Source organism: Pauljensenia sp. C0170B5, from assembly GCF_056590195.1.
Genome location: NZ_JBWPVR010000008.1, coordinates 18,923 through 33,172 on the forward strand (window position 1 = coordinate 18,923; position 14,250 = coordinate 33,172).

9 protein-coding genes, 1 tRNA gene and 1 pseudogene are annotated in these 14,250 nt (G+C 59.3%); 7 read left to right on the top strand and 4 right to left on the bottom strand.

Going from position 1 to position 14,250, the window contains the following annotated elements:
* The first annotated feature begins 9 nt into the window (after nt 1-9).
* On the top strand, nt 10-843 hold the full coding sequence (locus AC1EJZ_RS08925) for a thymidylate synthase (RefSeq protein WP_070725633.1): 834 nt from the start codon (nt 10-12) through the stop codon (nt 841-843).
* A complete protein-coding gene (locus AC1EJZ_RS08930) occupies nt 840-1,469 on the top strand; it encodes a dihydrofolate reductase (protein WP_058236047.1) in 630 nt (209 codons plus the stop codon). Before AC1EJZ_RS08925 ends, AC1EJZ_RS08930 begins: the two co-directional genes overlap by 4 nt.
* Here the strand turns inward: AC1EJZ_RS08930 and AC1EJZ_RS08935 are convergent.
* On the bottom strand, nt 1,438-2,748 hold the full coding sequence (locus AC1EJZ_RS08935) for a DNA recombination protein RmuC (protein ID WP_285016162.1): 1,311 nt from the start codon (nt 2,746-2,748) through the stop codon (nt 1,438-1,440). The two genes, AC1EJZ_RS08930 and AC1EJZ_RS08935, sit on opposite strands and share 32 nt — an antisense overlap.
* Before the next feature lie 371 nt (nt 2,749-3,119).
* Here AC1EJZ_RS08935 and AC1EJZ_RS08940 point away from each other — a divergent pair, with 371 nt between their 5' ends.
* Nucleotides 3,120-5,579 carry a sodium-translocating pyrophosphatase gene (locus AC1EJZ_RS08940; protein WP_480294682.1) on the top strand — a complete coding sequence of 820 codons (2,460 nt, stop codon included), beginning with the start codon at nt 3,120-3,122 and terminating at the stop codon, nt 5,577-5,579.
* Nucleotides 5,576-6,634, top strand: a complete 1,059-nt coding sequence (locus tag AC1EJZ_RS08945) for a glycosyltransferase family protein (protein WP_480294639.1) — start codon at nt 5,576-5,578, stop codon at nt 6,632-6,634. The genes AC1EJZ_RS08940 and AC1EJZ_RS08945 overlap by 4 nt, the downstream gene beginning before the upstream one ends.
* A 298-nt stretch (nt 6,635-6,932) precedes the next feature.
* Here AC1EJZ_RS08945 and AC1EJZ_RS08950 read toward each other — a convergent pair.
* Nucleotides 6,933-8,090: pseudogene (locus AC1EJZ_RS08950) on the bottom strand (alpha/beta hydrolase); the annotation flags it as partial.
* 139 nt (nt 8,091-8,229) lie between these two features.
* On the opposite strand from AC1EJZ_RS08950, the gene AC1EJZ_RS08955 reads away from it, so the two are divergent.
* A complete protein-coding gene (locus tag AC1EJZ_RS08955) occupies nt 8,230-8,826 on the top strand; it encodes a mycothiol-dependent nitroreductase Rv2466c family protein (RefSeq protein ID WP_092648322.1) in 597 nt (198 codons plus the stop codon).
* 127 nt (nt 8,827-8,953) lie between these two features.
* Complete coding sequence (locus AC1EJZ_RS08960) at nt 8,954-9,334, top strand: YbjQ family protein (protein WP_480294640.1); 381 nt, start codon at nt 8,954-8,956, stop codon at nt 9,332-9,334.
* A gap of 467 nt (nt 9,335-9,801) precedes the next feature.
* Here the strand turns inward: AC1EJZ_RS08960 and AC1EJZ_RS08965 are convergent.
* Nucleotides 9,802-9,875 (bottom strand) — tRNA-Met (locus AC1EJZ_RS08965).
* A gap of 294 nt (nt 9,876-10,169) precedes the next feature.
* On the bottom strand, nt 10,170-13,202 hold the full coding sequence (locus AC1EJZ_RS08970; RefSeq protein WP_480294683.1) for a UPF0182 family membrane protein: 3,033 nt from the start codon (nt 13,200-13,202) through the stop codon (nt 10,170-10,172).
* Nucleotides 13,203-13,603: 401 nt separating this feature from the next.
* Here AC1EJZ_RS08970 and AC1EJZ_RS08975 point away from each other — a divergent pair, with 401 nt between their 5' ends.
* Complete coding sequence (locus tag AC1EJZ_RS08975; protein ID WP_058236053.1) at nt 13,604-14,176, top strand: PPA1309 family protein; 573 nt, start codon at nt 13,604-13,606, stop codon at nt 14,174-14,176.
* The last annotated feature ends 74 nt before the right edge of the window (nt 14,177-14,250 follow it).

The following is a 14,250-nucleotide window of genomic DNA, read 5'->3' on the forward strand; positions in this document are numbered from 1 at the left end:
CGACGATTGATGACTCAGACATCTGAAGGGCGTGAGACACCTGTGGGCGCGGATCGCCAGTACGAGGATTTGCTGACGCGCGTCATGAACGAAGGCGTTTCCAAGGCTGACCGCACCGGCACAGGCACCCGCTCCGTTTTCGGCGCGCAGCTGCGCTATCCCCTGTCCCAGGGGTTCCCACTGATTACGACGAAACGCGTCCACATGAAGTCGGTTGTGGGTGAGCTCTTATGGTTCCTGCGAGGCGATTCGAATGTGAAGTGGCTGCAGGATCACGGTATCCGCATCTGGAACGAGTGGGCCGACGATCAGGGGGATTTGGGACCTGTTTACGGTGTCCAGTGGCGCTCATGGCATGCGGAGGGGGGCCGAACCTTCGACCAGATTTCGCACGTCATGGACACCTTGCGCACAAATCCGGACTCACGACGCATGATTGTGTCCGCGTGGAACGTGGGCGACCTGGAGTATATGGCGTTGGAACCGTGCCACGCTCTTTTCCAGCTCTACGTGGCCGATGGGCGTCTCAGCCTGCAGCTGTATCAGCGCAGCGCGGATCTGTTCCTGGGCGTCCCCTTCAATATCGCCTCATATTCCCTGTTGACACATATGTTTGCCCAGCAGGCTGGGCTTGAAGTGGGCGACTTCATCTGGACGGGTGGAGATTGCCACATTTACAACAATCACGTCGACCAGGTCACCGAGCAGCTCTCACGGGATCCGTATCCGTTCCCGACGCTCACGTTGGATCAGGCACCCTCGTTGTTCGAGTATGACTTTGATGATGTGCACATCGACAATTATCAGCACCATCCGACGATCAAGGCATCAGTCGCCGTATGAGCACACTTGTGGCGCGCCCCAATTTCACGCTGGCGTCGATTTGGGCGCAGGATCGAAACGGCATCTTGGGAACTGGCACATCGATGCTGTGGCATGTTCCGGCTGATTTTGCGCATTTCAAACAGATGACGCTGGGCTACCCGATCATCATGGGGCGCTCTTCCTACGAGGCTCTGGGCGGTCAGCCATTGCCTGGACGCACCAACATCGTCATGACGCGCCAGCGCGACTACGAGACCCCCGGGGCACTGGTCGTTGCCAACCTGGATGAGGCGCTCGAGGTCGCAACCGCTCACCTGGCGGATCACCGTGACCAGCGAGCAGCCATCACCGCCAGCACTGCGACGACACCCGACATGGATAGGGACCCAGCTCCCGTGGTGTGGATTACCGGCGGGGCCCAGATCTATGAGCAGACGATGGATCGGGTGGATGAACTGGTCGTAACAGACCTTGATCTGGATGTGCGCCCGCTCAGCGGGCAGAACACGCCGCTGGTGTACGCGCCGCACGTCGATCCCGAGCATTGGCACGTGGATCCTGATCGGTCCGATTCGTCGTGGCGAGACGTGTCAGGTGACGCTCGGTGGAGAATCACGACATTTGTTCGCCCTTCTCACCGCTGAGCTGATCACTGATCCGCAAGCTGCGCGCTTTCTTCTCTACTGGTTCGATGTGCGCGATGACATGTGATTCATCCAATTGGGACATTTTGCGGGCACTGACCAGCACCCGCGTTTCCAACGAGCCGACGAATCTGTTCCACCGTTCAGTCAGATCATCAATCGTCTTTCGAACAAGCTCAGCATGGTCTGCGAGGGTGCACAAGCGCGAATACAGTTCGCTGGCCAGAGCGTAGAACTCGCGAACCTGCGCAACGGCTGATTCTTCGCGCCACGTATATGCCACTGCCTTCAGGCACGCCCACAGTGCGCTGGGAGACGCCAAAGCCACACCTCGCGAAAAGGCGTATTCCAGCAGCTGCGGATCTTCGCGCAGCGCGGCTGACAGCAGGGATTCGAGGGGAATGAAGGCAATGACCAGGTCAGGTGACTGCTCGTACCTCTTCCAATACTCTTTCTTCGACAGTGTGTCCACGTGGGACCGCACGGCTCGAACATGCTGGGCAAGCAGTTTCTTCTTCTGTTCTGCTTCTCTCTCCCCTGCCGAGTCGGGAATATCGCATGCCTTCATGTACGCGTCGAAGGGCACTTTGGAGTCGATGATCAATGTGCGCCCTTGCGGCAAGTGCACCACCATGTCGGGCCGCTGACGCCCCGATGCCTCTCCGCTGTTTCGCTCACAGCGCTGCGTATCCTGTTCATCGAAATCAACGTGTTCCATCAAGCCACACATGTCAACGAGGCGTCGCAGCTGGATCTCGCCCCACTGGCCGCGCACAGACGTCGAACCCATGACGTCATGCAGCTGAGAGGTGGTCACCCGTAATTGCTCGCCGATCGTGGTCGATGCTTCAAGCTGCGCGCGGATAACCCCGTACTCCTCAGCTCTGGATCGTTCCATCGCCGACATGGAATGCGTCATTTTCGTCAACATGTCGCTGACAGGTACCAGCGCCTCCATAATCCGTGCGCGTTCTTTTTGCTGCCCCAGGCTGCGTTGAGCCTGATCTGCCAGGCGGTCTTCATATTCCACGCGCATGCGCTCGGATCGTTCGCGCTCATCGGCGAGCTGTTCATGCGCCTCTTCCAGGCGCTGACGAAGCTGGTCATGAACGGCTCGTGTCTGCTCACCACGCATATCACGCTCATGTTCAGCCTGCGATACGCGTATACGCAGCGAATCGAGCGCACGCCCCGCCCCCAGGTTGACCCCGGCAAACCACCCTGAAACGAGGCCCACCACCAGTGCGAGAAGGGGTACCACAACCATCCATATATTCATGGCTTCACTGTACGAACCACCGTGTGCATCTGGAGCCCATAGGTCTCTCACCAGCCACTCCGCACTCAAATGGGACCAAGGACCCAGCAGACAACCCTCATAATGACCTGGCTCACATTCTTCCAATCGTCGTGTGACATTGGCCGCATTGTTTGCGAACGGGGTGAGCAACAAATGTCTAGGGTGACAAGTACAGCAATGATGCTCTACCTGTAAATCGAGGACCGATGACACGCATCACTCATACCCCCATATGGCCTCCCCTCACTTCACTTCGCTCGCGTCACAGCGCCGTGTGCTCCGTCTCGCCCACGCCGCCGCGCTCGCGCCGTACATTCCTGGGTGCGCTGGGTGCATTGCCGTTCGCACTGCTGCTGTGCGGATTCGCCAGACCCCTTCCCGCCGTCGAAGACCCGTCATCAAACGTGCACGGCGGTGAAGCAAACCTCGTGCTCCCTGACCTGTCACAAGTCACTGTCATCGGTGGATTTTCGGGACAGACTCTGCTGATTATCGGCCTGATCGTCTGCCTGCTTGGACTGGGATTCGGCCTCGCCACCTACGTGCAGCTCAAGAAGATGCCGGTACACGCCTCCATGTTGGAGGTCGCGGAGCTGATCTACGCAACATGCCAGGCCTACCTGAAGAAACAGGGACGTTTCCTGCTGATTCTGTGGGTCTTCATCACCGCAGTTATCGTCATCTACTACAAGGTTCTGGTCGGCTTCCCGTGGGGGAAGATGCTCATTGTGGTCGCATTTTCGCTTCTGGGAATGGCTGGCTCCTACTCCGTGGCGTGGTTCGGTATCCGCGTCAACACGTTCGCCAACGCGCGCACCGCCTACGCCTCCTTGCGGGGCAAACCGCTGCCGATCCATAAAATCCCCATGAAGTCCGGCATGTCGATTGGAATGGTCCTCATTTCCCTCGAACTTCTGATGATGCTGATCATCCTGTTGTTCCTGCCCAATGACGTCGCAGGCGCCTGCTTCATCGGCTTCGCCATCGGTGAGTCTCTGGGAGCCTCGGCCCTGCGTATAGCCGGCGGCATCTTCACAAAGATTGCCGACATCGGCGCGGATCTGATGAAGATCGTGTTCAAAATTGACGAGGACGACCCGCGCAACCCCGGTGTTATCGCTGACTGCACGGGCGATAATGCAGGCGACTCGGTAGGACCGTCCGCTGATGGTTTTGAAACCTACGGTGTGACAGGCGTGGCTCTGGTGACGTTCATTATCCTGGCCGTCAATGACCCCGTCCTTCAGGCAACGCTGCTGGTGTGGGTGTTCTCCGTGCGTGTCGCCATGATTCTGGCTTCGGCTCTTGCCTACGCGATCAACGCGCGCATCGTGGCGTCGCGATACAGCGATGCCACAACAATGAACTTTGAGGCCCCGTTGAGCTCGCTGGTGTGGTTCACCTCGATTATCTGCATCGCTGCAACGTACCTGATGTCGTGGCTGGTCCTCGCACCGCAAGGCGGCGCCCTGTGGATCGAACTGGCCACGATCGTCACGTGCGGCACGTTGGCTGGCGCACTCATCCCCGAACTGGTAAAAGTCTTCACCTCCACAAAGTCGCGCCACGTGCGCGAAACGGTGAAGAGTTCACGCCAGGGCGGAGCATCGCTGAACATTCTGTCAGGCGTGGTCGCCGGCAACTTTTCCGCCTACTGGCTGGGCATCACGATTGTTGGCCTGATGGGTGGCGCGTTCCTGATTTCCGAGGTCACGTTGGGCGACTACATGCTGGCACCTGCTGTCTTCGCCTTTGGCCTGGTGGCCTTCGGTTTCCTGGGAATGGGGCCAGTGACGATCGCAGTCGACTCGTACGGCCCTGTGACCGACAACGCGCAATCTGTCTACGAGCTTTCCCGCATTGAAGCAATCGACGGAATTGATGAGGAAGTTCAGCGCTCCGACGGTTTCGCCCCGCAGTGGGATAACGCCAAACTCATGCTGGAAGAAAACGACGGCGCGGGTAACACCTTCAAAGCCACTGCGAAGCCGGTCCTCATCGGCACCGCTGTCGTGGGCGCGACGACGATGATTTTCTCGATCATCATCGGTTTGACGAATCGCCTCGAAGAAGGTCTGAACTATCTGTCGATCCTGCACGCTCCGTTCCTGCTGGGCCTGATTATGGGTGGGGCGGTGATCTTCTGGTTCTCCGGCGCATCGATTCAGGCAGTCACCACAGGTGCCTACCGTGCCGTCGAGTTCATTAAGACGTCCATCAAACTGGACGATGACACGGAACGAGCCTCCGAAAAGGATTCGACCCGCGTAGTGGAGATCTGCACACAGTACGCGCAACAAGGCATGTTGACGATTTTCCTGGCGGTTTTCTTCGCCACTCTGTCATTCGCATTCGTTGAGCCGTACTTCTTCATCGGCTACCTCATTTCGATCGCCATCTTCGGCCTGTACCAGGCTATTTACATGGCGAACGCGGGTGGTGCATGGGATAACGCGAAGAAGATTGTCGAGGTCGACCTGCACGCCAAGGGAACCGCTCTGCATGACGCGACGATCGTGGGTGACACGGTCGGCGACCCGTTCAAGGACACGTCCTCCGTTGCCCTGAATCCGATCATCAAGTTCACCACGCTGTTCGGTCTGCTGGCAGTGGAACTGGCAGTGTCACTGACTGGACAGGGATTGAGCGCCCTCGTCTACACGCTGGCCGTCATTTTCGCACTGGTGTCCGCGTTCTTCGTCTACCGCTCCTTCTACCACATGCGCATACAGGCGCCGATGGAGGATCCGGCCGACGGCGAGGACTCCCCCGCTGATTCCCCTGCATCTCAGATTGGAGCACAGCAATGAGAATTGCCATCAAACGCGATGCGACCCTCATTGACGAGGGCGGCCGAGTCACCGGTCATGACGCCGGTGCCACTTTGGTGAGGCGACTCCTGCGCATCTTCCCCGATTCCAGCATCATCGGCCCTGTGGCACGGCGCTGCAAGGGTTTCACCGTGATGCCGCTCGAATCAATCAATCCCGATGACACGGTCATCATCAATATGGATGTGGTGGACTCACTGGGCACATGGAACACCGTCTACCATGCCTCGGGCGGCAATATTCCGAAGATCATGAACTTCGTGTGGTTCCCGGTTAACACGCTTGAACAGCACGTCCAGGTGAGTGCCCTCGCGTTGTCGTGCGCTCTGTTCCCCACGTTCGCAAACTCGGAACGCACAGCGGTTGAAGTACGTGAAGTCGTGGAGCGGTGGACCGTTCAACCGTTAGCTCAGAAGGCTGAGTTGTCGTGGGTGAACCTGGGATTCCGCCTGGAGCATGTGCAGCCGCGTCACGAACCTGACACGCCCGTGGTGTTGTATCCGGCAATCTACCTTGCCAACCGCAAGCGCCCTGACATGTTCATGGATATTGTGTCCGCCGTGCAGGAAGACACGGATCTGCGTGTGGAGATGCGACTGCACGAGTCGCACCTGGTTTCTGAGAAGGCGATGGAGTATTCACAGCTGCCGTGGATCTGGGTGGGGCCGCTGACTGCCTCGCGCGCGTCATACTGGCAGGCGCTGTCGCACACGACGGCGTTTGTGGCGACCGCCAGCGAGGAATCCTACGGCCTGTCCTATGTGGAGGCGATGGGTGCCGGAGCGATCGGTATTTTCCCGGATCTTCCGTGGGCCAGGGCTTTGCTGCCGGACGGGTATCCCTTCATGTATCCCGATGGTGACGAGGATGCGGCCGCTGACTTGCTGCGCCGGGCATTGACGGAAACTGATCGGTGTCGTGCGCAGCTCGATGAGCTTGTGTCGGGCAGCTTCGTGTCGTGGATCCACGACCGTCACAGTGATGACGCGTTCGACCGTGAGATACTCGCCGCGGTCAAGGAGTGGTTCAGCTGATCACAGGCTAGTGCAGGAAGTTGAGGAAATTCGTCCACAGATCATCCCACGAGTAGAAGAAAACCTCGGAGTTATTGACCAAGAGGAGCGCTACAAGCGCCCCGAGTATGCAGGTGAGTGCCGCGAGGAAAAAGTCCGTCACAGCGCGCCGCACCCGTCCGGTACGCATCCTCATACGCACACGCATCAGGGATGTCGCCATGGCAATCCCCCACGCGCTAAAGCTCCCGATCAGCGGCACAGTTTGGGTGATCTGCCACCATGGCGGGGCTGTCGGAGCGTCCGACTGCACTTCCCTACCGCTCCACCATTTCAACGCTGAGGGCAGATCCTCGCGCCATGTTGTCCAGCCGTGGGCTCCCTCGGACTTCATGACCGATACGAAGGTATCGTTAGGTTGTGTGCGCGCCAGTTTCTGCAAGGCAGTGCCAAAAGTCATGGCATCCCTGTCCGCATATGCGCCCATCGCGAGGACTCTGAGGGGCACATCATGCGGCTGAGCGAGCAAGTGTGAAATGGTGAATGCGTCCCTTGTCGCCTGATCGGCATTTTTCAGAGCGCCTAATTCTGGAGTATCGTACCCGCCCATCGCCACAGCTGCCCCAAAGACGTCACGGTGGCGCACATGTATAACAGGCGCACAGTATGCGCCTGATGAAAATCCGCCTACGGCCCAATGGTCGGGATCATACGGAATACTTGGGAATGCTGCGCGGATCGCTGGGACTAGATCAGTGACAACGAAGGTTTCAGTTTTGGGGTGCCCGTCAACGTCAACGCAGTCCGGCTCTGCCCCACCCATTGACAGGTCAGGGAAGATCAGCAGCGTTGGAGGAATCTCGCCTCGTTCGACCAGTGGTGCTATGCGTTCGGTGAGTTCGAGTGACTGAACTGTGCCAATCGCTGTTCCCACGTACCCGTGATAAAGCACGATGGCCCGCGAAAGCGGGATAGGCGTGTCGGCGCTGTCACTCTGGGAGGCAGTAGGTATCGCTCCGACCGGAGCGTAGCCGGGTGGCGCCCAGACGGCAACTTCGCGCGTCAAGCCGGACTGCGCGCCGCTCAGCGTTCCTCGCCATACGTGCAGCTGCGCGTCGTAGGCGAGTTCCGGTGGATCGACGCGTTGGTCCTGTTCGCCTTGTCTGGGTGGCGCAAACGCTGATACGCGAGTGTCGCCTGCACCGAGCGCATTCTTGACCAATCCCACAACCTCAGAAGGAGTACGAAGGAATGACATGGTGCGGTTGGCCAGCAAAGCGAATGTGGTGCACATGAGAGTCGTCGTAATGCACAGGGCGATAAAAGCTGTCATCTGGCGTCTGAGGATACGTATGAACGACGTGCGCGCTCCCTCGCGATTGGGCGAAAGATGTCCGGCAGGGCGCAAAAGCGTGGACGTGCCAATAAGTGCGCACAGCGCCAGTACTCCGGCAAATAGGACGACCCAACCACTCATGAGATTCACAGGCTCAGTGTGCACTACTTACCTGTGAGAATGCCGTAAAGCGCGACTCGCCTCGCGAAATCAGCGCGAAGAGCGGGCCTTCCTTCAAGAATGCAATGCGCGATCGTGGTTTATACGCCACGATAGACATATGAGTACTCACGTAGATTTTTGGTTCGATGCAACATGCCCGTGGACGTGGATCACGTCTCGCTGGGTCGAAGAAGTGGCTCGCGCACGCGATTTTGAAGTGACATGGCACCCGTTCTCTCTGGCGATTCTGAATGAAGGCAAGGACATTGATGCGGAGTATCGTGCACATGTCGAGCAGGGGCGCGGCCTGTCGTTATTGTTTCAGAAGGTCGCGGACACTCACGGCAGTGAGGCTGTAGCCTCCCTCTACACCGAGGTAGGTACGCGCCTGCATAATCAGTCAAAAGAGTTGGGAAGTGATGTCATCGCCGACGCGGTGAAGGCAGCCGGATTTCCCGAGGCTATCACCAACGGTGTGGAGTCATCGGACGAGGCACTGCGTTCCTCTGTAGCGCACGCGTTGGAGTTGGTCGGTGACGAGGTTGGCGTTCCCATCATCGCGTTTGACGGTGTCGCGTTCTTTGGGCCGGTGATCTCTCCTGCTCCGCATGGTCAGGCGGCACTGGATCTTTGGGACGGCTGCGTTGCTCTGGCACGTACGCCCGGATTCTTCGAGTTGAAGCGCACGCGCACAACCGGCCCGCAGTTCGACTGATCTGATTCTCACCTGGCGCAGTGCGCTAACAGCCGCCCTGCCAGATGAGGTAGCCGTCAGGAGAAGTGGCCGCGGAATCCCCCCTGAGGTATACCGTTATCGCCCGGAGTGTTTTACTGTATTTCAAATGATCGTTGTAACAACAAATGACATTCCCGGGTACCGAATCGATGCGGTTCTGGGAGAAGTGATGGGCCTGACGGTTCGCTCCGCGAGTATAGGCCAGACCTTTACTGCTTCGTTCCGCACCATCGGCGGAGGCGAAATCCCGGAGTACACCCGCATCATGATCGACTCGCGCGAACAGGTGATGTCACGCATGGTGGATCAGGCTGCCCGCAGAGGAGCCAACGCGGTCATCGCGATGCGCTTCGACACCGGCGAGCTTGCCGAGCAAATGACGGAGGTTTGCGTGTATGGAACGGCAGTTGTTGTCTCACCGATTCCTCAGGGCCAAGCCGGTGCCACACTGCAGTCCATGGATCAGACCCAAGGTGCCCACCGGTGAGTCGCCTACCGCTGGATCGGAATCGACTACTGCCCACGCAAACACTAACGCGGCCTTTCAAGGTGCGTCTAGGGTAGGCAAACGCCTTGGATTTTGCCAGATCGTCAACGGGTCAAGGTAGAAGCGCCATCGACGCACTACTGCGGCGGAACCGACATCGACTTTTCCGCATGATCATGCGGTTCTCACATGCCGAGACGCACCATACCAGCTCTCTTACCTTGACCGGTTGATTGCGCGCTCTTATAAGGCCTTGACCGGTTGACTCCTACCTTGACTCGTTGACGTCTGCTGACGCCTGCCGTTGAAGGGACACCTTCAGAGTCTCGGGACCTCGCAGGCCGGATCGGGGTTAATGCCCGGATTGGAGGCGGATCAGGGGCCGCAGGATCGCATCTGCCCCCAGAGCGCGGCCGGCAACAAAAAACTCTTGATCAGCGCGAATGCTGATCAAGAGTTTCGATTCGTAGCGGGGGAAGGATTTGAACCTCCGACCTCCGGGTTATGAGCCCGGCGAGCTACCGAACTGCTCCACCCCGCGTCTGTATTTCCTTGTGTCTTCTACTGTAATAGGGCGCTTCCAGCCCGGCAAGAGCTGCAGCGGTGAGATGCATCATGACAGGACTGCGCATCTGTCAACTGCCTCGCCTTCCAGGAAGTCTTGTGGCAGCGCACAAGATGTCGAGCAAGAAGAAGACATGGCGTCAGATATGCCAGTGGCGGCTTGCTTCAGGTCTGACAACCTTCCTGCAAGCCGCCACTGGTGCGTGCCTTCCGCTACGGGTTCGACTGTCCGGCCTACCGGTCAGGCAGGTCAGCCCGCGCGATTACCTCCTTAGCCGTTTCCACCCCCGTCATCGCTTTGCGAGTCTCCGGTCAGACTGTTCGTCGCGCCCGACTGAGCGCCATCGGCTCCTCCCAGTCCCGGCACCGCAGCACCGCTGACGTCCTCACCCATCTCAGCTTGAGCGTTCAACGCGTTCGTCAGCGCAGTGTCCAGCTTCTTCTGAGCCGTACCGTAGGCAGCCCAATCACCGGCCTTCATCGCCGCATCGGCTTCTTGCATGGCTTGGGATGCCTGAACAAGCGCAGCATTGAGTTTCTCCTGCGCACTTTGAACAGCGGGAGAAGTGGAGTCTCCCTCGTCGCCCGAACTTCCAACCTCGTCAGCAACTGTCGCCGCTGAATCACCACCAAAGGTCTGATCGAGCGATTCCTGCAGCGTGGGCGCAAACCCGACCTGGTTACCGAACGCTGTCAGCACCATGCGCAGCACCGGATACGAGGCCGTGCCCTTACCTTGAACGTAGACAGGCTGGACGTACAGCAAACCGCCGCCAACAGGAAGTGTCAGCAGGTTGCCGCGGATAACCGTCGAATCCGACTGGTTCAGCAGGTTCAACTGCGAACCGATCTGCTGGTTCGAGTCATAAGCGTTCTGAACCTGACCGGGGCCAGGCACCGTCAGGTCAGACGGCAACGCGATCAGTCGAAGCTTGCCGTACCCCTCACGCACCTTGCCCGGCTCATTGCCCGTCTCCGAATCAACCGCAAGGAAGCCTGCCATAGCTTCACGCTTGGACGCACCGCCCGGCACGAATACCGATGTCAGCGAGAACTCTGCGCTTTCCTGCCCAGGCATCTGCATGGTCAGGTAGTACGGCGGTTGCGGGATCTGAGGAGTGGACTGTCCGGGCTGCTGGATACCCTCCACGCCCTGCTGCTGAGCGCTCGCCAGCGCGGCCGTTGACGTTTCCTGCGCCAGCCTCCATAGGTCACCACCAGTGTAGTACTGGGCAGCCTCGGTCACGTGGTACGAGGTCAGCAGGTCGCGCTGCACCTTGAACAGATCCTCCGGGTAGCGCAGGTGCGCCATCAGATCACCGGAAATCTCAGACAACGGCTCCACTGTGTTCGGGTAGACACCCATCCAGGTCTTCAAAACCGGATCCTCGTTGTCCCACTGGAACAGGCGCACATGCCCGTCATATGCGTCGACAACAGCCTTGACGGAGTTACGCATGTAGTTGACCGTGTTACCGGCGCTGACGAACTGGCTGGCGTCGGAGGACAGCGAATCCACTGTCGACTGATCCAGCTGCTGGTGCGCCGAATACGGGTAGGCGTTTGACGTTGTGTACGCGTCAACGACCCACACCAGACGCTTCGGCGTAGACGGATCATCGTCCATGTCGACAACTGCCGGATAAGGCTTTTGCTCCAGCGTCAGGTACGGCGCAACCTTGGCCACACGAGTCAGCGGATCACGATCGTACAGAATCTGTGACTGCGAGTTGGTTTGCGAGGAGAAGAAAATGTCGTAGGACCCGAACTTGATCGAGTACAGCAGCTTGTTCCACAGGTTACCGACCGAGGGGCCGCCATCGCCCTGGAAGGTGTAGCGCACTTGGCCGGACGCCGCCGTGTCATCGGGGTAGTCCAGTTCCTGCGGCTCAGCGCCTTCAGGTGCGCCCACAATCGAATAGTTCGGAGACGAGGGCGAGAAGTAGATGCGCGGTTCGTAGTCTCCCATTTCACCTTCAGATGGAATGGACTTTTCCCAGTAGGCGGGCAGGCCATCCGTGGTGACCTGGTTACCGTATGCGGCCACAACACCGAACCCGTGCGTGTAGACCGTATGGCGGTTCACCCATGTTTGCTGCTCAGATGACAGGCCCTCAAGATTGAGCTCACGCATGGCGATTACCGTGTCGCGGCGCTCGCCGTCAACCACGTAACGGTCCACGGCCATGCCCGATCCGAAGTCGTAGTACGGGCGCGACTGCTGCAGCTGGGTGACGGTGGGGGTGATGACCTGCGGGTCCAGGAGTCGGATCTGCGAGGTTGATTCCGTGTCCTCGCGCAACTGCCCGGGCGCAGCGGTGGTGCGCGCCTCGTAGCTTTGGAACTCGAGGTCGTTCAACCCGTAGGCTTCCAGCGTCGCATCGATGTTGTGCTGAATGTAGGGAGCCTCTGCGTTTCGGGCGTTCGGCGTGACGTAGAGACGCTGAATCAGAGCCGGGTACGCCATCCCGATGACGAGGGCGGACACCACTGTGACCACCACCCCCGTCAGGGGCAGACGCCACGTTCCCTTGAATGCGGCGACCAGGAAGAGGACTGCCACCAGCACGGAAATAACGGCGAGGATGGACTGGGCGGGCAACTGAGCGTTGATGTCGGTGTAGAGCGCGCCGTCGGTTGGCTCACCCATCTTGGTCAGCAGACCGTAGCGACCCAGCCAGTAGTTCAGGCCGAAAAGCAAGGAGATGATTGCTGCCATGACACCGAGGTGGATGCGTGCGGATTTTGTGGCATGCGGGCGCGGGCTCAGGGCTAATGAGCCGTACAGGTAGTGCACGATCACCGCGGCGATCAGCGACCAGATTGTCACTGACATGAAGAATGAGACGATTGCCTGGAAGAAAGGCAGCGTGAAAACGAAGAACGAGTTGTCGATTCCGAAGATCGGCTCAGACTTGCCGAAGGGCTGACGTTTGAAGAACATCAGGAACGTGTCCCACTGCGAGGACAGTCGTCCGGCGTTGATGAGCGCGATGAGCGCCGGGACTCCCCAGAAAACGAGTTTGCGCATCGGTTCGATGGTGTCGCGATAGTGCCGCAGGTTGGCTCCCTCGTCACCTCGACTGGAATCGCTGCGGTGACGGTACGCAATCTGAACCGCCGCCGAGATCGCAGCGAAGATGATGGCGAAACCGAGGACGAACAGGCCCGCCATCGTTCCCCACCGGGTCCACAGGATGCGCGTAGACTTCATCTGGCTGAACCAGAGGATCTCCGTCCAAAATGATGACGCAACGTAGACGATCACAAAAATGGCAGCCAGGATCGCGAGAGTCGTCGCCAGCGGACCGAAGCGCCTCTTACCGGATGATGAGCTGTGGGAGCCGCCACCTGAGCCGCGTCCACCACCTGAACCGCGACCGCCGCCGTCTCCTGATCCGGAGTCGCCTGAACCGTCATCACCGTCTTCGGCACGCTGACGGAAGGGGCCTGTCCCCTTGAATCGTCCGGCTGCTGAGCCGGCTTGCTGGCCGAACAGCGCAGACAGGATCTCGCTGGTATCAAATGGCCCGTTTCCGTCCGAAGGCTTCGAATCACCGGAGCTGGACCTGCTAGTCGGGAAGGCGCTCACCGCGTCATCCTCTCTTACTCGATTTCCGCATGTGCTGTCCATTCTACCGTTATTAGGCGCCTCAAGCTTGGTCGTTCCTCGCATCCGGGCCGCCCTCGTGCCACGATAAGACCATGACTGAAGCTGAACGTGACCGTGACCTGTCTCCTGCTCAACGCGCCCTCGCGGCGTGTGTGCGTGAAATTGAGCGGGCTGCTGCGCGCCTGGGGTGGGACCGCCCGCCGATGCTGTACGCCCTGGTCCCCACGCGTCAGCTTATAGATGAACCCGCCATGCCAGCTGACGTGGTCGAGCAGCTCAAGAGTGGGTGGGATGGTTCCTCTGAACACCTGTCTGCCATCGCTCAGGAGCCGCTCGACTCTGACGATCTGGAATCGGTGCTGGCACAGTTGGCATGGCCGCGCTCCGTTGCGGGCGCAGCTCTGAGCGTTGAACGCATCGTGGTGCCCCCTGAGGTGGAGGCTGCGGCGCCTGATGATCCCGATGAGGCGTTGGCGTTCATCGCGGAGCACCCGTCTCGCACGGAGGTGCGCCTGGTCGTCGGTGCGATGCGAACGGGGCTGACGTGGTCTGCGGTGCGCACGCGTACCTTCGACACGGATGAAGCGGTTGCGGTGGGTGAGGATCTGGTTCCGGGCCTGTCGCAGGCACTGCTCGCGTCCCTGAGTGACGACGGTCAGGATTGACGAGGGGACCTGCGCAGCTCGTCATGTTGTGGCGTGTCACGGCGCCTACAGCGAAGTGACGAGGGAACCTGCGC